This window comes from Paraburkholderia sp. EG287B, from assembly GCF_040965595.1.
Classification (GTDB): domain Bacteria; phylum Pseudomonadota; class Gammaproteobacteria; order Burkholderiales; family Burkholderiaceae; genus Paraburkholderia.
The window spans coordinates 13,024-35,795 of the sequence record NZ_JBFRCG010000038.1; the positions used below are offsets into that span (position 1 = coordinate 13,024).

Consider the following 22,772-nt stretch of genomic DNA (forward strand, 5'->3'; position numbering starts at 1 on the left):
GGTTACGCGCCCTTGAGCTTCGTCAGTGCTTGCGCTTCTTCCCACGCGGTCGCTTCTTCGGTTCTTAAGCGCTCGCGGGCACGCTGCGGCACCCGCTCGCCAGCTTCGTTGCTCCGATACGCGGTGATGGTTGCTCCCGCGAGCACTACGCCTTCAGCGAGCGTCTTAACCCGGCCCGCCTCCAGGTATTCTTTTCCGAGCGCGTTGATGCAGTCGGCTTCGTTGTACGATTTTAGGGTCTGATGGAGGTGCCAAAACTGCTGGCCTTGCCTGACGACCAGTTTGCTCTCATCGAGATAACCCAAGATTTTCTTGCCCACGTTCTTCCCCTTCCCGTTGAGATTCCTGCGTTGGACGCCACACCACGATCCGGGCGTCTTCGTTCGCAATATCGCAGGACTCAGCAGAAATCTCACGCGCGAATTCCCCTCGAAAAGTCGGGGCGACTCTGGGAACGGGCCGATCTGTCCCATGCGCACTACTATGCGACGTGTGTCCTTTGATCTCGCCCAGGCCAGCGCCGTCGTCAGGGCCGGTGGTGTCCTGTCCGCGATCGTGCGCGCCGAAAGGGGCGCTTTCTACATCGAGCTCGAAACGCGCGAATCGGGCGTGGCCGAACTTGTGACCTCGAACGGCCGCGAACGGCGCGCATTCCGCGATCCGGGCCAGGCCCTGAAGGTCGTGCGCGCGCTCGGCGTGGCGACCGGCCGTTTCGCGCTCGAGGAGTGGGATACGCGCGCGCCGAAGGCCCCGGCCTGGACGCGGCCGGACCAGAGCGCGCACATGAGGCGGCGCAACCAGCTGGCCGACGACGCGGCCGAGTTCAAGGCCGACGTGCGGCAGGCGATGGCCGAGGCTGACCGCCCCGGAGCGCCGTTTGTCCCGCACGATGAGGTGATGGCGCAGCTCGATGCGAAGCTTGCCGCGACCGCGAAGAAGGCCGCGCGCAAGGGTCGCGCATGATCGTCGAGTGGCTGCCGCGTGCAATGGAGCAGGATGCCGTATCTTCGGCCAATCTCTTCTGTGCGCGGTAGCCCGCTGTGCGAGCACGTCAATCGAGTGGCCGAGCGACCGCTGACCGTATCCGGTCAACGACGGACGAAAGGTCGCCTTCCACTTCGTGCTCCCAAAACCTCAGCACCGTCCAACCGAGCCTTTTGAGCTCGGCTTCTACGTCTCTGTCACGCTGCTTGTTACGCGCAATTTTCTCGAACCAGAAAGTCGGGTTGGTGGCTGGCGCCGTGTAATGCATTTCGCAGCCGTGCCAAAAACAGCCGTCAACAAACACCGCGATCTTGCAGCCCAAAAATGCTAGGTCGGGCCGCCCGGGGACCCTCAAACGCACCCTATATCGCAGCCCCGTATGCCAAAGTGCGCGCCGAAGCGTCATTTCCGGTGCGGTGTCTAAGCCGCGGACACGCCTCATCTGCTCCGACTTGGTCAGCGGAATTGCTTTGCGTTTTCTTTTTTTCCGCATCTCTTCATCTCAACATCGTGCGACCGACGTCGGTGGGTCGTCTTTTTACATCCACGCCACAGCAGAAAGGGCACGCGTCATAGGTACAAGGGAAGACGGACAGCAGACGTCGAACTCAAAACCGAGATCGGGAACCCCCGGTCATCCCAAACATCGAAGCTGCCGCGGCGTATGGCAAGCACGACCGGATTTGCCCGTATACTCGTCGGCAGTACCGCCACTAACGGAACAGCGCCTCATAGACCATAGGCGATTGACGACGGCAACGCCAGTTCTCCTCGAGAACAAGATCTGGACGTTGCGCATTCCGCGAATTGACGGGAAATGCCCGGACGCCTGTCAGCGCCTTTCTTGGGCGTCTCCCATGCGACTGTTTCTGCGGCTTGCAGTTGCCGTTGATGGTGACTCGCGGTGGCCACCGCTCGCGCATCGACGCGCGCGAGCCATAAGCTCCGGCAAAGAGAGCCTCGAGGCGCAGACATCGGCGTCAATCACTGAAAGAGCGCAGTTGCCAATCAGCCGGCCCGATTTCGGCTGCTGCCAGCTGGTCAATGCGGCGATCCATGTTTCGGGGAGCCCGATGATGCGGTCGATTTCGGCGAGCCGACGCGAAAGCGCGCGGTAAGCCCGCGTGACATAGCGCCTGTGACCCCGAGGGTACGGCTCGATCGGGTGTTGGGTCGCAAGGAAGAGGGCTTGCATGAGAAAACGGCCTGGTACATTGCCTTTCCCTGACCGACCGCTTGGCTGGCGTTGAACATTGATGTGGCCCCATATACACGGCGGTCACGTTGAACCACCGTTGCAGTCGACTGCCGGTGTTGCCCGCAGCAGGTCCCATCCTTCATAATTCCAGTTATAGTGTAGGGTTGGGTTTGGCCCTGCCCAGTCACAGCAGCGAAGCTCTCGTGCTCAATGCCAGCACGGGGCGAGTAACTCGAAAAAGATAGGAAGAACTTAATCAAATGCCGAGGCGCACTCTCAATTGTGTCGATTTGTTTGCGGGTGCGGGGGGATTCTCATTGGCTGCGAGGGAAGCCGGTATGCGCGTCGAGGCCGCAGTCGAATTTAATCCCAAAGCGTGTCTAACCTACCGCAAGAATCTCGTACGTCGTAACGGTACAAGACTGTACGAGAACGATATCTTATTGCTCGATCCGTCGAAATTGACGGACGAGCATTTTTCCGCGGGAAAGGCATGCGATATTGTTCTGGGGGGACCGCCATGCCAAGGGTTCTCCGTACATCGGATTAACGGCGCTGGCGTCGACGATCCACGAAACAAACTGATTCATCGCTATTTTGATTTCGTCCGCGAGTTGCGTCCGAAAGTCTTCCTGATGGAGAACGTTCCTGGCATCTTGTGGGATCGCCACAAGGCGTTTCTCAGGGAGTTTTACAGGAGCGGTGCGCAGGCTGGCTATGATATTCAGGATCCAATCGTGCTTGATGCTCGCGATTTTGGGATTCCCCAGCGACGCAAACGGGTTTTCATTCTCGGCATTCGCAGCGACTTCCAGCTCGACCTCATATGGCCTCCCGCGCCAACGCACGGCGACACCAAGGCCATTCAAAACAATCCAGCGCTCCGTCCGTGGGTGCCTTCGGCTTCAGTATTCAACCGTCCTACTGATCCCCAAGACCCTAATGATGTCCATATGCAGCACGGCCCGGAGTTGGTTGCGGTCTTCCGGTCAACGCCGTCGAACGGCGGTAGTCGTGGAGATTCAAGCCGGGTGCTTGCATGCCATGCGGACCATGATGGGCACAAGGATGTCTACGGACGCATCAACCCAAGGGAGCCCGGACCGACCATGACGACCGCCTGCATTAACCCATCAAAGGGTCGGTTTGTGCACCCCACAAAGCATCACGGGATTACGGTGCGACATGCTGCGCGCTTCCAGACCTTCCCAGATACGTTCATTTTCGAAGGTGGGCTCATGGCCGCTGGTGAACAAATAGGAAACGCCGTCCCCATCGAATTGGGAAAGGTGTTGCTAACGCACATCAAGCGCTCAATCAGCGCGACACTCTGAAAGCAAATCCACCATGATTGACGCAATCGCATTCCAGGCACGAGCGCGAACTATCGATCATCTTGGTCGTGAGCAGATTGCCGACTGTCCCACAGCGATATCCGAACTGTGGAAAAATTCTTACGATGCGTATGCGCGCGCCGTGCACTTGCATATCCTTGACGGTGAAATCTGCACCGCAGCGCTTGTCGACGATGGACACGGGATGTCGAAGCACGAGTTGCTGAACAAGTGGCTCGTGCTTGGAACAGAATCGAAAGCATCAGGCATAGAGGTTCCGGAGCCAGACCGTGACGGGCTTTCTGTGCGCCGTCGTCAGGGCCAGAAAGGTATCGGTCGATTGTCGGCTGCTGCCTTGGGACCGCTCATGCTACTTGTCTCTAAACGCGAGCAGACACCTTTTGTAGCTTCGATGATCGACTGGCGCCTTTTCGAGAACCCGTTTCTTTTTTTGGGCGACATAAAGATTCCAGTTGTTGAGTTTGATTCCACCACCGAACTTCTGCGCCTTCTCGATCAGATGTTTGATCGCCTGATGGGTAATATCTGGGGCGATAACGACGATCCCGGGAGAAATATTCGGTTAGCAGATGCGTGGCGAAAATTTGACAAGCTCGAAGAATGCGAGGGTAAGCCGTCAACGCGCTCAGCGATTGAGGACGTCCTAATCAAGGGGGGCTTCACGGATCGACAGTTGGCTCACTGGCCGGTTTGGACAGGAGAGCGGCCACACGGCACAGCGATGATCGTCGCCGACATTGCTTTTGATTTACGGGCTCAGCTTTCGACGGGCCTACCCGTATCAGATGAGGCCGCGGCAGAATCAGCTCGTGACAGGCTCACAAACACCCTCAACAATTTCACCGACCCGTACGCCGGGGACTTCATTCAACCTGATGTTCCGAAAGTGCATGGCGAACCAGTGACCGTTTCGGGGACTACTGTGGATTTCGCGTACGGTGCGACCGCGTGGGAAGGCGCGTTGAACAGAACGATTGTCTCCGATGTGCAGGAATTCGCGACGAGTAACCTCGAAGCGCTTGAGCATGTAGTCGACGGGTGGGTCGACGCGGCTGGCGTGTTTCGCGGGAGAATTAAAGCGTTCGGCAAGTGGCTTGATGAGGAAGTTGTCATTGGTACGACAGCACCCATGGGTGTGCGCAGCGATTCGCGAGTCGGCCCTTTTGGGCTACGCCTAGCCACATTTGAACAAGAATTGAAGAGCACGACGCATGACTCCGCTGTGCATGCGAGCCTCCTTAAGCGATCGGACTTGTCCGCAGGCTTCTTCGTTTTCCGCGACGGCCTGCGAGTCATGCCTTACGGGCGCGAAGACAACGATTTTTTTGAAATAGAGCGACGACGCGGGATGCACGCTGGTCGAGAGTTCTGGTCGATTCGTCGTTTGTTTGGTCGCGTCGCGCTGACCATGGAGGGAAACCCAAATCTGAAAGATAAAGCAGGGCGCGAAGGATTTATCGATAACAAAGCTGCGAAGGTATTTAGGGATGTTGTTGAAAACGTTTTGCGCGTTACCGCGCGACGGTTTTTTGGCTCGGACTCGTCGATACGGAAGCAAATACTGCCACAACTGCACGCTGATTTCGATCGGCAACGCGCCGAGAGCGCTCAGAAGAAACTTGGTGCAACAAGGCGCAAGAATTTTCGAAAAAATCTCGATCTATTTTTGCCGGAGATAGCAACGATCAGGGGGGAGTTGGAAGAGATGGTCGAAGAGGCCCGTTCCAACCGATTGCCGGAGGACGAGCAAGGTCTGTTGGCGTATCGGGCCAGGCTCGAGGGATTGCGGGAACGTCAGTCCGCGTTGAATCTTGGCACTGCGCCTTCAAACTTGGGTGCACTCGAGAAGTCATACAAAGAGTTCCGCTCTAACATGGGGCGTTCTTCTGACTTGGTAGTGCAATTGCGTGATTCGGTTAGCGTAGCGATCGATCGCGTGAAGCCGCGCTCTCAAAGCGAGGTCGCCCACTCCGAATTGAGCAGAAATGCGTCGTATCTGCATGCCCGGATCCGTAAGTGGGCCGCAGAATCCAGGCAGTTACTGGCTGCGGAATCGCAGCGCCTCGGTGATTTGATTGAGGCTCGAAACAAGGCATATCATGCTGCCACTCTGCCTTTGTTGAACTCGTTGGACGCGGGTGCGATCAGCTTATCTGATCTACTAAGAAAACTGGATATCGAGAAGGAATCGCAGGACCACGAGAACGAACGATTGTTTCGCTCGTATGTCTCCACCCTGCAATCACTGGCCGAGAATGTCGACCTCGAAAGCCTTGTCGCCTTTACGCTTGCCGAAAATGCCTCAAACAAAGAGGAAATACAACGACTCAACGCTTTGGCTCAACTTGGAATCACAGTCGAAATTGTTAGCCATGAGATCGCAGGGTTTGACGGTGCTGTCAGAGACGGGCTGAAGAATCTACCGGACAGCGTCAAAAATACGAGTGCATATCTCGCTATTAAGCACGGTCATGACTCGTTATCCGAACGACTGCGCTTTCTCGCGCCTCTCAAACTCTCAGGTGAACGCGCAGGACAATGGATCGGTGGGGGCGAGATTGTCAAGTACGTTAAGGAGTTACTCGAATCCTCGTTGCACTCTAACGGTATCTTGCTTGAGCATTCCGACGCCTTTGACCGTTTCCAGGTTTTTGATCAATTTGCAAGGCTACTGCCCGTCTTCATAAATTTAGTGAACAATGCGATCTATTGGGTTGCTCGTTCCGACGTGGCGGAAAGGAAAGTAGTTTTGGATGTAGCTGAGAATCGAGTTTTTGTATGTGACAATGGCCCCGGCGTTGAGCCCGAGGACGTCGGAAATCTATTCTCTCTTTTCTTCACCAGAAAATTGCGAGGTGGCCGCGGAGTCGGACTCTATCTATGCAGGGCAAATCTCGCCGCCGCCGGGCACGCGATTGAATACATCACCAACGAAAATATGAAGCGCCTCCCGGGCGCTAACTTTGCAATTGCTTTTAACGGGGCGAGGTATGAGTGAGCTGATAGAGGTCGACTACACCAGCCTGGTGAAAGAGGTCTACATCGATCCAATTCGAACAGTCGTTGTAGTGGACGACGACTTTCCGACGATGGACGAGCTGCTCGATTCCGCACATGTTTCGACCGTGAACACCGATAAGCCTGACGCGGCTTGGAACTCCGAGGCGCGGGAGAAGCAAAAAGAGCAAGCTGCTGGCGACGGTGGGGCGCCTGTATCGTCTCCTGTGCGCGCAGCTCAAAGGCAAGTGGTCGAAATGCGTTTCGATGGCCAGATAGGAGAGGTCGAGCGCGTTAAGGAATTGATATCGGTATGTCGCGGGCGTGCACGTCCCTGGATGGTCGATGTTCACGATGGTCGCCCCGAAACTGGCATGAACGAGCTTGTATTGGCACCGTCCCTCCACCATAGTGACCTTATGATCTTGGACTACCACTTAACAGGAGATGACGGGGACGGCGAACGCGCCATTCAGATTCTAAAAAAGCTCGCAGAAAATGACCAATTCAATCTGGTCATTGTGTATACAAAAGGGATATCAGGCGATATTCAGAACGTTTATCAGCAAATCGCCGTCGCACTGGCTCACCGAGAGTGGATACCTCCCTATTCTCCGGCCAAGAATCGAGCAACGCGCAGCCTCATTCTGGACTGGGAAGATGAGATCGAAGGCGCCAGTGTCGAAAAAAATCTCATGAGCTTTCTGTCGGTTACCAAGTATCTGGAAGTTCGAAGCAGTAGGGTGAGGCTCGAGGAATCCGGCCTCAACGATCTGTTTGCCGGATTTTTGCAAGGTTGTCCTGATGAGCTGCGTATAAAGGACGTCGAATATGTTCATGAAGATGGAAAGAAAGCGAACACTCGGCTTAGCGAAAAGTCACTCTTCGAGTACGCGATCCAATTGAGGCATCTGGAGACGTTGCATCAGATGTCGGAATGCGATTACGGAAATATCGCATGCGATTTCACGGCGGAGCGAAACTGGATTCGACTTGATAGGGTTTTCATTACTGTCGTGAACAAGTTAACAGAGGCACCGAACAGGTTGGAGGCCTGCCTAGTTGATGCTCTGATGAAATGGGCGCCAGGCCCCCACCAACTGCTGATGGCTCGAATGCGAACGAAGCTCAGCGAGAAAGGGGTGGGCGCAGAAGGATCCGTATTGGCAAATAGGCCGCTTCAGGCTGGTTGGCTGCACGAAATGCTAAATAGCAACGGTGATGCAGAAAGCGTCATGACGCAGTCGATCAACCGACATTGGGAGGCCTTGGGTGATCGTCTATATGGAGATGTCAAGGCATACGCGAGAAATATCTTTGATTACTTTCGCGGAGCGGACCGAGCGACAGTTCTTGCGAAGTACATGCCTTTGGGTATTGACGATGTCCAGAAGCTAACGCATCTGAACTATTATTACAGTACCAAGCCGGTGGATTCACCGCATTTGACGACAGGTCAGGTCTTTGAATTTACGTATCCAGAGGGCGCGGGGGAGCCCGTGAGGAAGGAATATTGGATATGTCTTTCGCCTGCTTGCGATCTTGTTCCAGGGCAAAAGAAGAACGGTTGGAAAATGCGCTTGGGGCAGGCGATGCCATTTATTGCGGTGCAGCTTGAATCAGCAAATCCGTCGGACGCGTTGAAGAATGTCAATCAAAACCGATTCGTGTTCGCACAACTGGATAATGCGATCAAAGCGTTCAAGTTCACCTCGGACTCACAGAGCACTAGCCTCCCGGTTTGGGAGCAAATGTTTGCTCCGCATGGTGGTAGCTTTGACGGCGAGTTGCAGAACGGCAGGCGGTCGTTATTGGTTCAGCGTATGCGAGACGACGGTGGCAACTTGGCGTTCGACGCGGTAAGGGCAACGATCATCTGTCAACTGCGCTACGAATACGCGCTAAATTTGTTGCAGCGGCTCGCAAATGCCCTTTCCAGAGTCGGCCTTGACTTTCGCAATCTATAGTTGCGTTATGATCTGCGTCTTTGTCTGCGGTTCGTCACGATTGGGTGGCCGGGGCGCACATACGGCGCTGATGATGGCGTTGGATTGTGCGGTCGCTGGGAAGCTTGGCCTAAATTATTGATACGTGTGGTGGTCGTGTCGTCGATGCTTTCAACAGTGCATACGTAGATCCAATACTCCGACAAATACTGGAAACCTAAGCGCTCTAGCTCCTACCCCCTTGGATAGACTCCGGACTATAAGGGGGCGGCTCGGCGGGCCGTAGCAGTGTCTTTCCCAGCCATGTGTCAAACTGAGATTGGATATTGCAACCATCAGCATTTCGTCTAAGAAGATGCCAGCGATGAGGCTCAATTCCCGGCTTTCCGATATCCGTCCATCCCCGCGGAAAACCAAGTTCCTCTTCAGCATCTTCTATCGACTTGCCCATTCGATTAAAGTTTTCCTCAGTAAAATACCACTGACCATCGACGACATACTTTAAGTGCTCGTAGCATTCATACACTAGCTCGAGAACGCCCTTGAAGTATGTGTCGCACGCTGTGATTACGTCCAGCTCAGGGACATTTGGTAAGTCTTGGCACGGCGCGAAGTAATAAAAAGTTCCATTTTTACTGTGAGATCCACCGGACACGAGATTTTCGCCAATGTGCTGCGTCACTGTTCGGAATTCGTGAAAGAATCGTGATAGCGGATCTTTTCGGAGAGACTCTTGGCGCGGGGCATACCATGCTTCAAACTCCGGTTGCCCTTTGAGCGACGCCTGCATCGCAAATGTGATGCTGCGTGCAGCTGAGACAAAAGCGGAAACACAAAACTGCACCGCAGTGTAGTCAATCTTCTTGCCGTAACGATGAGTTTCCAACAAGAAAAACTCGGCTTCCTGAACTTTGTAATCGACCAGTCCAAATGATCTCGTCATGATCTTTGCCAAACGTTTGAGTTAAGTGGCTGTTTTTCGCTGGCCGTAGTAGCTCAGACTTTGCATTATTTCCCAAAATAGCATTGCTGTGTTCGACCATGATCTAGTGTAAGCGTTGCTTGAACACCGTCTAGACCGATGGCGCCAGAGTGGACAAAGTAGGCCCTACCGAACGGAACCCGAGAAGTTAGACGGTGGACGAACTATGCCTTCGCAAATTGAGCTCGGTATTCGACCGGGCTGAATCCCCGCAATTTTATCTTGATCCGGTCGTGATTGTAGTACCGAATGCGTTGAATAATTGGCACGTATTCTACGCCTCGTGAACCGCCATTCTTTTATATCGGTTCTAACGCCGTCGCGAGTTATTGGGGCGAACGTGGAGGGTTGACAGATACAAACGCCTGGCCTGACGGAGCTCAGGCGTTGCGCTTTCATCTCGCCGGAGTTGAGGATTGCGAGTTCACCGGCATCGGGCAAGCCGACGGGTTCAGCGGAGGGCGGGCAGCGGGACCGCACCCGGCGATTTTTGAAATCGCGCAGTTTAAGAGATAAACAGATGCCTTATGATAAGAAGACTTATCGTTATAGTCGTGTCCAGGATCGGTTTTTGCTCACGCAAGTAGTTGTGCTTACCGGCTCGGGATGTACCGAAAGCCTGATCGCGTTGCCCCGCGCGCCTGACCTCATCTCCATGGCGGTAGATAGACGTGTGGCGAGCGACGCGTGGCGCCGGTTGCCCCGCATCGTCGCGTCGCCAGTTCCGGGCCACGCGCGAGCGCATGCGAGGCATGCGTGTGTCGCAGCCAGTGCATGAGGGCCGCCCGGGATTCGCAAAATTTTCGCCAAAGAAGATCTAATACCTTGATTGGGAAGAGAAATTTTGAGACGGCGGGCGCCGTGTCGAATACTGTGTGTCTCGCAAGATCGAACCCGAGGACGGCAGGCGCAAAGTGCCTGCACTCGACCCACAGCCGCTGTTCCCGCTGGACTTGGCGATGGCCGTTTTCAGCGCAACAAACGCCATTCAATCGCTACTTTTTGTTGTCGCTAAATTGCAGTCGTTGACGGCCCTGAGAATCGATCACCTTCGACTTTCACAACAAGCACCGACGAAGCTATGGCCCCGAAGTCCGCGCGGAAATGCACCGAGCTCTTGAGCGCCAGAATGTGCATGGTCGCCGGGTCGATGCCCATGTGTTGGAAGATCGACTGATCGGCAGCCTGCATGGTGCGTGATGAGACGATGACGCGCACATCGGTACCGCAGATGCATAGCAATGCCATTGGACCGAGATCGATCGGGGCGCCGCGCCACATCGGGCCCGTGCCGGTAAAGCGCCCGTCAGACAAGCGTTCGACGACGAAATCCGCAGTCAACGGCACGCTGCCGGCGACCGCTGCGCGTCCGCCGAGATCGATACGCAGGATACGCCCTTCGCCCACTTCGTGCGCCGCGCCGGCAGCGTGCGCATCACAGACGATCGCCGCCACCGCGCGGGTTGCCTGTTGCTCGACGAGCGCGCGCAGGATCGTCGTCGTGTCGGATGCCGCACCCGCGCCAGGATTGTCGTCCGTATCGCACAGGATGACCGTCTCGCCGGGCGCATCGGCGAGCCGCCGCAGCGCCTCCGCGACTGCGGCGGCGGGCGCAAACGGCGCTTCGGTGAATCGATCACGCTGCGCCTCGATCGCCTGAGCGAACTGCACGGCGATGCGCCGTACCGACGCGCCGTCGTCACCATAGATGAGTACGCTCTGCTGGCGACAGGTCACGTCCGCAAGCAGGAAGCCGCTCGCCCACGACGTCGACGCCAGTTTGTTATCTACCTCAATCTGTTCGAGTCGCGCCATCAACGATGCGGCAGGCTCGACAAGCGTGCATTGCGCCGTTAGTGGCGCGACGAACGCGACTTCGCTCATCGCTTTAGCCCACGGCTTCCCGCGAGCGATGCGTTCGATCAGCAGACGCGCCGCGCGCGCGCCCGTTTCATCCATGTCGATGTGCGGATAGCTGCGGTACACCACCATCGCGTCGCACAGCACGAACGATCGCCGGCTCACGTTGGCATGCAGATCGAGGCTCACGACGATCGGCAACGCTTCGCCAACGCGCGCGCGAATGCGAGCGAGCAGCTCGCTTTCAGCATCGTCGTGCGAAACCGTGGCCATCGCGCCGTGCAGGTCGAGGTACAGGCCGTCGATTGGACCAGCCTCCAGCAGGCGCGCGATCATTTCGTCGGCGAGTGCATCGAAGGCATCGTCTTCGACGCGGCCGGACGGCGTCGCCGCTGCCCACATCAGGGGCACCACATTCGCCGCGCCCACGCGTTGATCCCCGGCGAGCGCGGCGATGGCGCCGCTCACCGGCAGATTCATCGCGCCGAGCACCGCGCCAATCTGCTGTCCCTTCTGCCAGCCGGGCCAGCCGCCTCCCACGATAAACGCATCAAGGGGCGTCGTCGCAGCGCTCGTGTTGGTCTCGTGCTGAATACCTCCGACAGCGATTCGCATGTTTCACACCACCACGAGACGGCGAGGACTCTTCGTCAGCAGTTCAATGCCGTCGTTCGTAACAAGCACGGTTTCGCTGAACGCAATCCCGTCCGCCGATACGTACATGTGGAAAGTCATGCCCTCTTCGAGCACCCATTCGGCGTTGTTCAGGAATACTCGTGTGAAGTCGCTCGTATGCGGCGTGGACTGGGAGTAATAGCCGAGTGTGTAACCGGTGATGTTCGGAAACGAAGGGCGCAAGCCTGCTGCGAGAATCGCGTCCCGCGCAATCGTGTCGATGTCTTTTGCAATCGCGCCTGGACGCATCGCCGCGAACTGGCGGTCCTGAATTTTGAGCAGTTGTTGCGCGATACGCTGCTGCTGGTCGCTCGCTTCGCCCATCACGGCAGGCCGCATGATCCGCGCGCTGTAGCCATTCACGAATGGCAGCAGTTCTAAATGCAGGATTTCGCCCTTCGCGAGCGGGCGGCTATGCAGGTTGCCGTGCAGGAATGCATCGCCCACGCCGTTGGTGATCGGGCCCGTACGGCCCGAATCCGCGCCGTGGCGCATGAACGCGTAGGCCACCGCCGCCGCTGCGTCCCGTTCTGACGTGCCCACGCCCGATACCTTCAGCGCTTCCTCGATCGCGATGTCGCCGATTGCCGCTGCGCGCCGAATGTAGTCGATCTCGGCGGGTGACTTGCGCGCGCGCAGCACCTCGAGCACGCCGGAGTAGTCACCGAATTTCGCGTTTGGCAACGCTGCCTGAAGGCACTTGAAGCGGTTGAGCGTCATGCAGTACGAGTCACCGTCGAGGCCGATATGCCCCGCGTCCCAGCCTCGTTCGCGCAGCAGTTGCGCAAGCACTTCGATCGGGTCTTCCCAATCGGAAAACCCTACGTGCTGCGCAAGCCACGTGGTTTCGAGGTACGGCCGCTCGTCCATTGCGCGCAGCACGAAGACCGGCTCGCCTTCGAGCGGTACCACGCACGCGCGGTACATGTTTTCCGAAATGCCGAAGCCGCTGATGTAGAACAGGAACTCGGTCTGATCGATGATCAGCGTATTGAGGTTGCGCTCGCGCATCGCGGCGCGGACCTTGTTGAGACGGTGGTGGTATTCGTCGAGGGAAAAAAGCAGTGTCTGGTCAGTATTCATGGGAGCGGCGCAGTGCGCACAAAAAGTAGCAGGTGAAGTCAACTGAAGGGGATCAGGCACGGCGTCCGGTGAGCGCGCTCAAACCGAGCGTCACAGCGGAGACGATCACGAGCAGCGCGCTCACGGCGGCGATTTTCGGATCGAGCTGGAACACCACGGCGTTCCAGATTCGCACGGGCAAGGTTTGCGACGACGTGCCCGCCATGAAAAGCGCGATCAGCAGTTCGTCGAACGACGTGAGGAACGCGAAGATCGCAGCCGACATCACGCCGGGTGCGATCATCGGCAACGTGATGCGGATGAACGCGGCCAGGCGGCTCGCGCCGAGACTCTGCGCGGCGTTTTCGAGCCGCCCGTCGAAGGCCTGCAACGTCGACGACAGAATGATCACCGCAATCGGTGAGGCCACCACCGCATGGCCGATCACGATCGAGCCGATGTTGCCGAACACCGCGACGTCCGAGAAAAAGAAGAACATGGCGATGGCCGCGATGATGTTCGGCACGATCATCGGCAGCAGGATCAGCGCATAGACCGCGCGCTTGAACGGAAAGCGGTGCCGCACAAGTGCGAGCGAAGCGAGCAAGGAAAGCAGCAGCGTGATCACCGTCGAGATCAACGCGACGCGAACGCTCAGCCAGATCGACGCGAGCCAGTCCGGATCGGTCAGTACCGAAACGAACCAGCGCAGCGAAATTGACCTGGGCGGAAAGGATAGATAGCCGGCGTCGTTCAGCGCGAGCGGAAACACGAGCACGATCGGCGCGGCCATAAAGAGGAGCACCGCAATCGCCACGATGGCGAGCGGCAGGCTGGTTCCACGCGGGTTCACAGTTTTGCCTCGAAAAGCCGGTTGAGTCCGATCACACGTTCGTACAGCGCAAACAGCAACAGCGTACTGGCGAGCAGTACCGCCGCGAGCGCGGACGCGAAATTCCAGTCGAAGTAGGTTTCGATCTGCGCTTCGATCACCATCGAAATCAGGCTGTCCTGCTGGCTGCCCATCAGCGCGGGCGTGATGAAATAGCCGAGCGACAGAATGAACACGAGCAGCGCGCCGGAGGCGACGCCTGGCATCGAAAGCGGAAAGAAGATTCGCCAGAACGCGCGCGTGCGGCCCGCGCCGAGACTTTCGGCGGCGAGCAGCAGGCGCGTGTCGACCGAACGCATCACGCTATAGAGCGCAAGCACCATGTAAGGCAGCAGCATGTATGTCATGCCGATCAGCACGCCGGTGCGGTTGTAGAGCAGCTTCACGGGCGCATCGATCAAATGCAGGCGGATTAGCAGGTCGTTGATAAGGCCGTGGCTGCCGAGCAGCACCATCCATGCATACGTGCGAACCAGCACGCTCGTGAAGTACGGAATGACCACCAGGATCATCAGCAGCGTCGCCGTGCGCGGCTTGCGTTGCGATAAAAAATACGCGAGCGGATAACCGACCACGAGCGTGAAGACCGTCACAAGCGCGGCGATAACGAAGGTCGTGCGCAAGACGACCAGATAAGCGGGTTCGTGCAGAATGCGCAGCATGTAGACAGGCGTGAAACCGGTCTTGTCGTGCACCGCGCGCACCAGCATTGCGCCGAGCGGATAGATGAAGAACACCGCGACGAACGCAATGAGCGGCAGCAACAGCCAGAACGCGGGCGCGCGCCTGCGGCGCGGCGTCTGGACGACAGCAACCGCGCTCATGCGGCACGCTCGAGCGACGAGAGGTGCGCGGCCGGCGAAGCGGCCATCAGCCACGCGCTTTGCACGCCAGTGCGCAGGGTCACGGCATCGCCGGCGATGGGCATCGACGCGTGGCCAGTATTCGACAGCTGCACAGCGAGACGCTGGCCGTCGGCAAGCGCGACCGTGTACTTGACCGTATGCCCGAGGTACAGCGAATCGATCACCGTCGCATCGATCACCGCGCCTGCGGCCGGCGCGACCGAAGCTTCGCCGCGCCGCGAGAGCGCGAGGCGCTCCGGACGGAGCAGCGCACTCGCTCGTTCGCCGATGCGCAGTGACGGCGCACACGCACCACCAAGCGCGGTGCCGTTTGGCAGACGCAGCGTCGCGCGGCCTGCATCGATTGACTCGATCACGCCGTCAAGGAGGTTCGACTGCCCCACGAATTCGGCGACCCAGCGCGTCATCGGCCGCTCGTAAAGATCCGCTGGCGAGCCGATTTGCGCGATCGCGCCGTCGTGCATCACGGCGATCCGGTCCGACAGCGTCAGCGCCTCTTCCTGGTCGTGCGTGACCAGCACCATCGTCGTACCAAGCGACGTATGTAAGGCTTTAATCTCATGCTGCATGTGCTCGCGCAGATTCTTGTCGAGCGCGCCGAGCGGCTCGTCGAGCAGCAACGCGCGTGGGTCGAAGATCAACGCGCGCGCCAGCGCGACGCGCTGCTGCTGGCCGCCCGACAGCTCGCGCGGATAGCGCTGCCCCTTGTCGGCGAGTTGCACGGTGTCGAGCAGCTGCGTCACCTTCGCGGCAATCTGCTGCTTGCCGACACGCCGCATCTGCAGCGGAAAGGCAAGATTCTGCGCCACCGTCAGATGCGGAAATAGCGCATAGTTCTGGAACACGACGCCGAGATTACGCTGAGCGGGCGCCAGCGCTGTCACGGTATCGCCACCAATCAGTACCTGGCCGGACGTTGGTTCGACGAAACCCGCCAGCATCATCAGCGAGGTGGTCTTCCCCGAGCCGCTCGCGCCGAGCAGCGTAACGAATTCGCCCGCCTCGATCTTCAGGTCCAGGTTGCGCACAGCTGCGGCGTGGCCATACGTCTTGGTGATGCCGCGCAGTTCGAGACTTGCGCCGCCTGTCGGTTTTCCGCTCGTGCTCATCCTTGCAAAACCCACGATTGCCATTGTTGACCCACCGATGCGAGGTTGTCCGACCACCACTGCGGATCCTGCTGGAACGACTCGACGAAATGCTCCTTCGAACTCGGCAAGCGCGTCAGTTCTTCCGGTTTGAGCAGCGCGAGCGCTTTCTGGTTGGTCGGGCCGTACGCGAGGTGACGGGCGATCTCCGCTTGCACCGAAGGCTGCAACGCGAAGTCGACGAACTTCTGCGCGTTCGCGGCGTTCGGCGCGTTCTTGATGATCGACAGTGCCTGGGTCTGACGCTTCGCCTGGTTCCATTCGATGGCGAGCGGCGCGCCCTTGTCGATCAGATCCTGTGCCCGGCCGTTCCATAAGCCCCCCAGCACGGCGTCCTTGCGCTCCATCAGTTGCGCGGACGAGGCGCCCGTGGTCCACCACGTCGCGATCTGCGGCTTGATGCGCGACAGCACCTTCAGCGCGCGCGGCACGTCGAGCGGATAGAGCTTGTCCATCGGCACGCCGTCGGCGAGCAGCGCGAATTCGAGTTCCGCCGAACCCGATTGCTGATCAGCCAGGGTGCGCGAGCCGGGAAATTTCTTGGCGTCCCAGAATTCGGCCCACGATTTCGGATGCGCACCGTTCCTGTAAACCTCGGTGTTGTAGACCATCACCGTCGAGAAGAACAGGCTGCCCACGTAGTTCTGCTTGCGGATGACAGGCTGAATGTCATCTGCGTGCGTGTACCTCATCTTCGTGTACTCAATCGGGGCAAGGGCGCCGATCTTATCCAGCGCGACCTGCGCGATGTCGACCAGATCGCACACGTCGATCGATACGCGGCCAGCCTGCACCATCGCACGAATTTGTGCGGCGGTGGCCGGCTGCACTACCACCTCGATGCCGGTCGCGGCCGTGAACGGCTTGTGCACCGCCGCCGCCATCACGTCCTGGTAGGCGCCTCCCAAGCCGCGCACGACGACCTTGCCCGCGTCGGACGCATGCGCCATGGAGGGCGCGACAAGCGGCAACGCTCCGACGGCGGCGATGCCGGCAGTGTTGACTAGAAAACGGCGGCGGCTGGTGCTGAAGGTCATGTCTGCTCCGGGTTGATTAGCGCGCTTTGCGCCGTCTTGAGGCTTGCTTGTTTCCCGATGTGGGTGATGCAAGGTTTTCTGCTTGTGAAGCAGCAGCTTCGCCCTGCGAGCGGCCGAAATTGAGGCGGCCGTTCAGCTGATCAGCGAGCGACGGAGCGTCGCCGTTGCTGCCGCCAGCGTTCCAATGTGACAGCAGCCGCCATGCGTCGTCTGAGCGTTGAAGCATCGCGGTGGCATTCTCGCCGTTGCGGGTCGCCGTCAGCGCGACGAGCCAATTGACAAGGCCCAACGTTCCAGCCTGCGACCACCAGCTGAACAGCGTTCCCTCGCGTCCAACCAGAAAGCTCTCGGCAGCGATCTGTGCGAGAGGCGACGACGGTTTGTCGGTGATCGCGACAATATACGCGCCGTACTGACGCGCGATCTTCATCAGCTCGATCGTGTACGGCAGATAGCGCGCATAGCCGATGCCGATCACCACGTCCTGTTCGCCCACCTGACGAATGCGGTCTGCGATGTCGCCGTGGCCAACGGTCAGTGTTTCGCAGGTGCCCAGGATCTGGTTCAGTTGCATCGACAGTAGCAGCGCAAGTGGATACGTGGTGCCGTGCGCGGTCACCCAGATGCGTCGTGCGGCGATCAGTCGGTCGGCGACGCGCTCGCCGAGCGGTACCGGATTCAACCGTGCGGTCGCATCGAGCAAGGCGGCATCGGACGAAAACACCTCGTTTTTTAGCTCTTCGCCAGCAGCCGGCCGATCGGCGGCGGCTCGCATCCCGCCTGCACCGACTCGCTCAAGCAGGCCTTCGCGCAGCGCGCTGCGCATTTGCGGAAATCCCGGATAGCCAATTGCCCGTGCAAACCGGACGACTGCCGCGTCGCTCTGTCCGACCGCATCGCCGAGCTGCCGCGCAGTCATAAACGCCGCCTGCTCGACGTGATCGACGATATAACTCGCCAAAGCCTGCTGCGCGCGTGTCAGCGAGTCGAAACGGAGCCGAATCGCATCGGGAAACGCCGCTGCTGCCGTCTGATTGTGCATTTATGTCGCAACCGTTACATTACTGATTCCTAATGTAGTCATTGCGACAACTGATGTCAAGCCATCAAAAAACGGAGTCTTGGGATTTCTCCAATGTGCCGACCGCTCGCGTCGTTCCGTCAGCCCGGTCCGCGCGCCCGATGTTGCTACACATCATTTGTTGCCCACCTTCGGCACGCCAAAGACCTGCATGTGGGCCTGCCAGACGCGCGTATCGAAGCGCGAAATTCATGGCACGTAGAACTCAATGACGAATGTGGAAGAGCTTGTCCGCAGCGATCCGGCGGTCCGATCAGACTGCCGATTGAACCGGTCCAGCGGGCACGGCGCGCCGGATCGGGGATCGTCGCGCGACGCCGCCTGCCGCGCACAGGCGGCGCAAACCTGCAACTTCATCAGCCCGGAGACCGTGCAGCGCGCCACCGCAATACCTTCCCGGTTTGCAATTGGCAGAGGCGCCTTTTAACGGCTGATTGCTGACTATCAACGGACGTCGGCTGACCACTCCTGAAGGGCTGAAATTGGCCGAGGGCGTGCAAAAACGCGTCATGATGCAGACCGAGGAAGCGCGCGATGCGCAGCGCCGCGCGGAAGCCTCGCTCGCCAAGACCCAGCAGCGCAACGAGCAGCTTGTGGGCGACGTCCAGCGTCAGGCGGCCGACGCCGCTGAGCAGCGACGCTAGGCCGAGCGGCACGAGAAGCAACTCGCAAGCGTGATGGAGGAAGTGCGTGAACTGCGCCGTGAGCGCGACGCGCTCGTCCAGCAGGTTGGCCTCCTGCAAGGGCAGGTCGCGACGCGGACCGCGCCACTGCCGCCACGCACCGCAAAGCGCTCTCGCCAATCCACCTAGGTCTGAGCTGACGGCACTGTCTGCGCTGAATTTGTCGTAGGATTCGCGTTTCGGATCCCCGCCTCAGGCTGCCCGCATGAGCACTGTGCATGAGACTGCGTACCCGGTGCTGCCAGCCGAGGTAGATGACGACGAGCTGCGCAAGGTCTACACGCCCAGCGGGCCGAGATCCGCTTCGTGGGTGGCCAGTTTCGGCAGGCGCCGGCCCGCGTACTGATCCTCGCGCAGCTGAAGCTGTTGCAGCGCCTCGGGTATATGCCGCCCGTGTCGGATGTGCCGCCGGCGATCATCGATCACGTCTGCGCTGCGCTCGGCGCCCGTCCAGTGCCGCGCACGACGCTCGCGCGCTACGACCGCTCCGGCAGCAAGTCGCGGCACCAGAAGATCCTGCGCGAGTACGCCCGCATTCGTCCCCTGGACGCTTCGACCCACGAGTGGCTCGCGACCCTGGCCGCCGGCGCCGCGCGCACCAAGGCCGAGCTACCCGACATCATCAACGTCCTGCTCGAGGAGCTCGTGCGGCACAGCTACGAACTGCCGCCGCTGGCGACGCTCTCGCGCACCGCCAGCCACGCCCGCAGCCAACTCAATGAGGCGATCTACCAGGCGTTCACCGAATCGCTGGACGAGCCGCTGCGAACGCGGCTCGACGACCTTTTCAAAGCGCGGACGGGCCGCACGCCGTGGGACGAGCTCAAGCGCGAGCCGAAACGCCCGGGCCCGCGCGAGGTGGCGAGCTTTCTCAAGCACATCCAGACCATGACCGCGCAGGCAGACGGCTTGCCGCCGGCGCCCGACATGCTCTCGGTGCCTGAAGACACGAAGGTCCGGTCCTCAAAATATCTGAACAACGTGATCGAGCAAGACCATCGCCACATCAAGTCCAGAACGAACGTGATGCCTGGGTTCAAGCGATTCGGGAGCGCCGTGACCACGATTTCAGGAATCGGGTTGACGCATCGCATTCGCACGGGGCAGTTTGATCTCGCGAAGCTCGGCTTCAAGGAAGCCGCTGCGCCCGCCGTATGGAATGCGGTCCTGTTTGATCGATAAGCTTTCCTACCTATATGCACTTTCTCAACTCGCTTGCCTATTTGCACCAGAACCTATAGGCGTACCTTTGCCATCAATCGTCTGCGCGAGAGATAGACGTTGGTCAATGCCAGCGCGACGAAGGCGCGATTGGCGTTCTTCGCCAGACCGCGACAACGCACCTTCGTGAAGCCCCACAGGCGCTTGACAACGGCAAACACGAGCTCAACCCGAGCACGGATCCCAACATCATTGTTGGCATGCGGTCAGACGCCTGAGCGCGTTGCAGGAGGCAGCACCGTTGCGGCATGTCGAACCTCCACCGCGATCGACCGCAGCGGCGCCTCGTCAATGAAACGGTCTAGCAGTTCGCGCACGTCGTGGTCGATGAAATCGGCGCGGGTTGTGTCGACGATGAGAGTCGCCCGATCCGGGATATGCGCAAGCATCTCCTTGAGCGCCACCTTGCCGAGAAACGACACATCCTTGCGAAACGAGAGCAGGAAATGGTCGTTGTGTCGCGCGAGGGCAATAGGCCGATGCAGATTCGCGCACAACGCGAGCGCGGCGCTGCACAGCACGCCGAGCACAATTCCGGTGAGCAGATCGGTGGCGAGCACCCCGGCAATCGTTACAATAAATGGCGTGAACGCTGCCGCTCCCTGTTTCGCGAACATAATGAACAGCGACGGTCTGGCGAGCTTGATGCCGGTATGAATGAGAATGGCGGCGAGACTCGCGAGCGGAATCAGGTTGATCGCATCCGTGAGCGCGAACACGCTGACGAGGAGCAGCACGCCGTGCACGATTGCGGAGAGCCTGCTTCGCGCGCCGGCGTGGACGTTGGCAGAACTGCGGACGATGACGGATGTGATGGGCAATCCCCCGATTGCGCCTGCCACCATATTGCCGACGCCTTGCGCTTTGAGTTCGCGATTCGGTGGTGCGGCGCGACGCTGCGGGTCGATCTGCTCGACGGCTTCGAGGCTCAGGAGCGTTTCTAGGCTGGCGACAACGGCAAGCGTCAGGGCGACGATCCAGATTTCTGGATCCACAAGGCGCGCGAAGCTCAACCCGAACTCAGCGAAATGCAAGGCGTCGCGGAGCGCCGCCAACGATTTGATGGCCGGCAACGCTACGCGGTGCTCAGGTGGCAACGCGAGCGTGGCGCCTAACGCGCCGCAAACCAGCGTCGCGCTTACGCCCGCAACTACGACGACAAGCGGCGCGGGCACGAACCGCACGAGGGCGAAGCGTCGCAACGTATGCGTGTCCCAGGCCGCAAGGATGGCCAGCGAGATGGCGGCTACAGTACAGATTATGGGCGAGATGGATGCAAGCGCGCCTGCCAACGATTCGGTGTTGCCGCCCGACGTCAGACCGACTGCGAGTGGAACCTGCTTGATGATCAGCAGCAGGCCGATTGCGGCGAGCATTCCCTTGATGACGGGTGTGGGCACATACGAGGCGAGCTGCCCGGCTCGAAGCGTGCCGAAGCCGAACTGGATGGCGCCCGAGAGCAGCAATGCAATAAGGAATGCAGAGAAACTACCGAGACGCGCGATGCCGTCGACGACGATCACGACGAGGCCCGCGGCGGGGCCGCTCACACTGAGGGACGATCCGCTGAGCAAGGCGACGACGATGCCACCAACGATGCCAGACACCAGCCCGGATAGCGGCTCTGCGCCGGAGGCTTTTGCAATGCCGAGACACAACGGCAGCGCGACGAGAAAGACTACAGCGCCGGCAGCGAGGTCACGTAGAAGCGCAGACGGGAAAGCTTTCGAAGTCATGACGGACACGAAAAATAGTAAAGGGTGAATACCGCGACGGCGAAACTTGTGCGACTGCCATGTTCCGGTGAACGAGGTAAGCGGAGCGATCTGGAGCGGGTCAGAAGGGGGCGATTGCCTTCCTTGTTTCAGGCCCGTAGCCCGACACGAGTTCGCGCATCTGGCCGTCGTTCAGTGAAAAGATCCAGCCGTGCACAAGGGGAGAGGGTGCACGCCCACGCACGAGCGGATGCTCGCGCAGCAGGCGTACCTGTTCGAGTACATTAAGTTCGACGAGCCGGTTGATGCGTGCCTCTTCCGATGGCAGGCGAGCGAGCGCCGCGTGATGCGTGTGTGCGAGTGCGCAAAGCGGCCTGATGTGGCGGTTGAAGTGCGGCAAGGCATCGGCTGGCGGAAGTAGCGAGGCGCGCACGCCCCCACATCCGTAATGCCCACAGACAATGATGTGCGCGACCCGCAGCTCACACACCGCATATTCGAGCACACTCATGGTGTTGTCGTCATCAAGATGAAAAAGGTTAGCGATGTTGCGATGAACGAATAGATCCCCCGGCGCGCAGTGGGTGATGGTTTCGACGGGCACGCGGCTATCTGAGCAGCCAATCCAGAGCACTTGCGGTTTCTGCCCAATGGCTAGCGCGCGAAACAAGTTTGGTTCGCGCCGTCCGATTTCCTGGGCCCACGCGACATTGGCGACGAGCATGCGTTTTGGAAGATTCACGAGTCGAGACTCCAATCAGTTCGTTGGCTTCGATCAATGCTTGCGGAATAGCCTTCTATCAAAAAAATGGGTCATTCCAAAATGAACCCGGACGACGCCAATACGTGGCGCGGCCTTCGCGGCCTTCAGTCAATCAACCCACCCAGTGCACTCGGCCGCCGCCGGGATACCCTAGGAGGGGTGCTCCTAAATAGCGAAATTCGGCCAGTGACCTCTCTGGAGCTGGAGACCGGGCCACTGCGCAGGAAACGTTCTCCGCACCTTGCCCTGATCCGATGGAGTGGTCTTGATATCCCCTGGCATCATCTACCACGGCGACGCGCTGGCC

At 59.2% G+C, this 22,772-nt stretch carries 16 protein-coding genes and 5 pseudogenes; 7 read left to right on the forward strand and 14 right to left on the reverse strand.

Annotated elements, in window-relative coordinates; all coding sequences use genetic code 11:
- Window positions 1-2 precede the first annotated feature (2 nt).
- A complete protein-coding gene (locus tag AB4Y40_RS40510; protein ID WP_368692641.1) occupies window positions 3-320 on the reverse strand; it encodes a hypothetical protein in 318 nt (105 codons plus the stop codon).
- A gap of 172 nt (window positions 321-492) precedes the next feature.
- Between AB4Y40_RS40510 and AB4Y40_RS40515 the strand changes: the two genes are divergently transcribed.
- On the forward strand, window positions 493-963 hold the full coding sequence (locus tag AB4Y40_RS40515; RefSeq protein ID WP_368692642.1) for a hypothetical protein: 471 nt from the start codon (window positions 493-495) through the stop codon (window positions 961-963).
- Between the two features lie 88 nt (window positions 964-1,051).
- On the opposite strand, the gene AB4Y40_RS40520 is transcribed toward AB4Y40_RS40515, so the two are convergent.
- Complete coding sequence (locus AB4Y40_RS40520; RefSeq protein ID WP_368692643.1) at window positions 1,052-1,477, reverse strand: very short patch repair endonuclease; 426 nt, start codon at window positions 1,475-1,477, stop codon at window positions 1,052-1,054.
- Window positions 1,478-2,442: 965 nt separating this feature from the next.
- Here AB4Y40_RS40520 and AB4Y40_RS40525 point away from each other — a divergent pair.
- The 3 genes from AB4Y40_RS40525 to AB4Y40_RS40535 are packed head-to-tail and all read left to right on the forward strand — an operon-like array spanning window position 2,443 to window position 8,501.
- A complete protein-coding gene (locus AB4Y40_RS40525; protein ID WP_368692644.1) occupies window positions 2,443-3,516 on the forward strand; it encodes a DNA cytosine methyltransferase in 1,074 nt (357 codons plus the stop codon).
- 13 nt (window positions 3,517-3,529) lie between these two features.
- Entirely contained in the window at window positions 3,530-6,535 is a 3,006-nt protein-coding gene (locus tag AB4Y40_RS40530) for an ATP-binding protein (RefSeq protein WP_368692645.1), read from the forward strand.
- On the forward strand, window positions 6,528-8,501 hold the full coding sequence (locus tag AB4Y40_RS40535) for a response regulator receiver domain (RefSeq protein WP_368692646.1): 1,974 nt from the start codon (window positions 6,528-6,530) through the stop codon (window positions 8,499-8,501). The genes AB4Y40_RS40530 and AB4Y40_RS40535 overlap by 8 nt, the downstream gene beginning before the upstream one ends.
- A gap of 205 nt (window positions 8,502-8,706) precedes the next feature.
- On the opposite strand, the gene AB4Y40_RS40540 is transcribed toward AB4Y40_RS40535, so the two are convergent.
- From AB4Y40_RS40540 to AB4Y40_RS40580, 9 genes and pseudogenes are all read right to left on the reverse strand, one after another.
- The gene (locus tag AB4Y40_RS40540) at window positions 8,707-9,423 is read right to left on the reverse strand and encodes a hypothetical protein (protein WP_368692647.1); all 717 of its coding nucleotides are present in this window, start codon (window positions 9,421-9,423) and stop codon (window positions 8,707-8,709) included.
- Between the two features lie 203 nt (window positions 9,424-9,626).
- A pseudogene (locus AB4Y40_RS40545) lies at window positions 9,627-9,713 on the reverse strand (IS3 family transposase); the annotation flags it as partial.
- Between the two features lie 760 nt (window positions 9,714-10,473).
- Window positions 10,474-11,937 carry a M81 family metallopeptidase gene (locus AB4Y40_RS40550; protein ID WP_368692648.1) on the reverse strand — a complete coding sequence of 488 codons (1,464 nt, stop codon included), beginning with the start codon at window positions 11,935-11,937 and terminating at the stop codon, window positions 10,474-10,476.
- A 3-nt stretch (window positions 11,938-11,940) separates the two neighbouring features.
- Complete coding sequence (locus AB4Y40_RS40555) at window positions 11,941-13,080, reverse strand: M24 family metallopeptidase (RefSeq protein WP_368692649.1); 1,140 nt, start codon at window positions 13,078-13,080, stop codon at window positions 11,941-11,943.
- Between the two features lie 52 nt (window positions 13,081-13,132).
- Window positions 13,133-13,912, reverse strand: coding sequence for an ABC transporter permease (locus AB4Y40_RS40560; RefSeq protein ID WP_368692650.1), 780 nt, complete (start codon window positions 13,910-13,912; stop codon window positions 13,133-13,135).
- Window positions 13,909-14,775 carry an ABC transporter permease gene (locus tag AB4Y40_RS40565; protein ID WP_368692651.1) on the reverse strand — a complete coding sequence of 289 codons (867 nt, stop codon included), beginning with the start codon at window positions 14,773-14,775 and terminating at the stop codon, window positions 13,909-13,911. The genes AB4Y40_RS40560 and AB4Y40_RS40565 overlap by 4 nt, the downstream gene beginning before the upstream one ends.
- Entirely contained in the window at window positions 14,772-15,926 is a 1,155-nt protein-coding gene (locus AB4Y40_RS40570; RefSeq protein ID WP_368692652.1) for an ABC transporter ATP-binding protein, read from the reverse strand. The genes AB4Y40_RS40565 and AB4Y40_RS40570 overlap by 4 nt, the downstream gene beginning before the upstream one ends.
- On the reverse strand, window positions 15,923-17,002 hold the full coding sequence (locus tag AB4Y40_RS40575; RefSeq protein WP_368692653.1) for a polyamine ABC transporter substrate-binding protein: 1,080 nt from the start codon (window positions 17,000-17,002) through the stop codon (window positions 15,923-15,925). The genes AB4Y40_RS40570 and AB4Y40_RS40575 overlap by 4 nt, the downstream gene beginning before the upstream one ends.
- 16 nt (window positions 17,003-17,018) lie before the next feature.
- The gene (locus tag AB4Y40_RS40580) at window positions 17,019-18,044 is read right to left on the reverse strand and encodes a MurR/RpiR family transcriptional regulator (protein WP_368692654.1); all 1,026 of its coding nucleotides are present in this window, start codon (window positions 18,042-18,044) and stop codon (window positions 17,019-17,021) included.
- Between the two features lie 527 nt (window positions 18,045-18,571).
- Here AB4Y40_RS40580 and AB4Y40_RS40585 point away from each other — a divergent pair.
- The 3 pseudogenes from AB4Y40_RS40585 to AB4Y40_RS40595 all read left to right on the forward strand — a co-directional run.
- A pseudogene (locus AB4Y40_RS40585) lies at window positions 18,572-18,895 on the forward strand (integrase); the annotation flags it as partial.
- Window positions 18,896-18,971: 76 nt separating this feature from the next.
- Window positions 18,972-19,708 (forward strand): annotated as a pseudogene (locus tag AB4Y40_RS40590) (DUF4158 domain-containing protein); the annotation flags it as partial.
- A pseudogene (locus tag AB4Y40_RS40595) lies at window positions 19,706-19,948 on the forward strand (DDE-type integrase/transposase/recombinase); the annotation flags it as partial. The pseudogenes AB4Y40_RS40590 and AB4Y40_RS40595, both read left to right, overlap by 3 nt.
- Before the next feature lie 53 nt (window positions 19,949-20,001).
- Here the strand turns inward: AB4Y40_RS40595 and AB4Y40_RS40600 are convergent.
- The 3 genes and pseudogenes from AB4Y40_RS40600 to AB4Y40_RS40610 all read right to left on the reverse strand — a co-directional run.
- Window positions 20,002-20,169 (reverse strand): annotated as a pseudogene (locus AB4Y40_RS40600) (transposase); the annotation flags it as partial.
- A gap of 24 nt (window positions 20,170-20,193) precedes the next feature.
- On the reverse strand, window positions 20,194-21,723 hold the full coding sequence (locus AB4Y40_RS40605; RefSeq protein ID WP_368692655.1) for a SulP family inorganic anion transporter: 1,530 nt from the start codon (window positions 21,721-21,723) through the stop codon (window positions 20,194-20,196).
- 100 nt (window positions 21,724-21,823) lie between these two features.
- On the reverse strand, window positions 21,824-22,444 hold the full coding sequence (locus AB4Y40_RS40610) for a carbonic anhydrase (protein ID WP_368692656.1): 621 nt from the start codon (window positions 22,442-22,444) through the stop codon (window positions 21,824-21,826).
- Window positions 22,445-22,772 lie beyond the last annotated feature (328 nt).

Coding starts and splice junctions, on each gene's coding strand:
- AB4Y40_RS40555 (WP_368692649.1), bottom strand. CDS start 13,080: ATGAATACTGACCAGACACTGCTTTTTTCCCTCGACGAATACCACCAC.
- AB4Y40_RS40540 (WP_368692647.1), bottom strand. CDS start 9,423: ATGACGAGATCATTTGGACTGGTCGATTACAAAGTTCAGGAAGCCGAG.
- AB4Y40_RS40580 (WP_368692654.1), bottom strand. CDS start 18,044: ATGCACAATCAGACGGCAGCAGCGGCGTTTCCCGATGCGATTCGGCTC.
- AB4Y40_RS40550 (WP_368692648.1), bottom strand. CDS start 11,937: ATGCGAATCGCTGTCGGAGGTATTCAGCACGAGACCAACACGAGCGCT.
- AB4Y40_RS40565 (WP_368692651.1), bottom strand. CDS start 14,775: ATGAGCGCGGTTGCTGTCGTCCAGACGCCGCGCCGCAGGCGCGCGCCC.
- AB4Y40_RS40535 (WP_368692646.1), top strand. CDS start 6,528: ATGAGTGAGCTGATAGAGGTCGACTACACCAGCCTGGTGAAAGAGGTC.
- AB4Y40_RS40530 (WP_368692645.1), top strand. CDS start 3,530: ATGATTGACGCAATCGCATTCCAGGCACGAGCGCGAACTATCGATCAT.
- AB4Y40_RS40520 (WP_368692643.1), bottom strand. CDS start 1,477: ATGCGGAAAAAAAGAAAACGCAAAGCAATTCCGCTGACCAAGTCGGAG.
- AB4Y40_RS40525 (WP_368692644.1), top strand. CDS start 2,443: ATGCCGAGGCGCACTCTCAATTGTGTCGATTTGTTTGCGGGTGCGGGG.
- AB4Y40_RS40605 (WP_368692655.1), bottom strand. CDS start 21,723: ATGACTTCGAAAGCTTTCCCGTCTGCGCTTCTACGTGACCTCGCTGCC.
- AB4Y40_RS40575 (WP_368692653.1), bottom strand. CDS start 17,002: ATGACCTTCAGCACCAGCCGCCGCCGTTTTCTAGTCAACACTGCCGGC.
- AB4Y40_RS40570 (WP_368692652.1), bottom strand. CDS start 15,926: ATGAGCACGAGCGGAAAACCGACAGGCGGCGCAAGTCTCGAACTGCGC.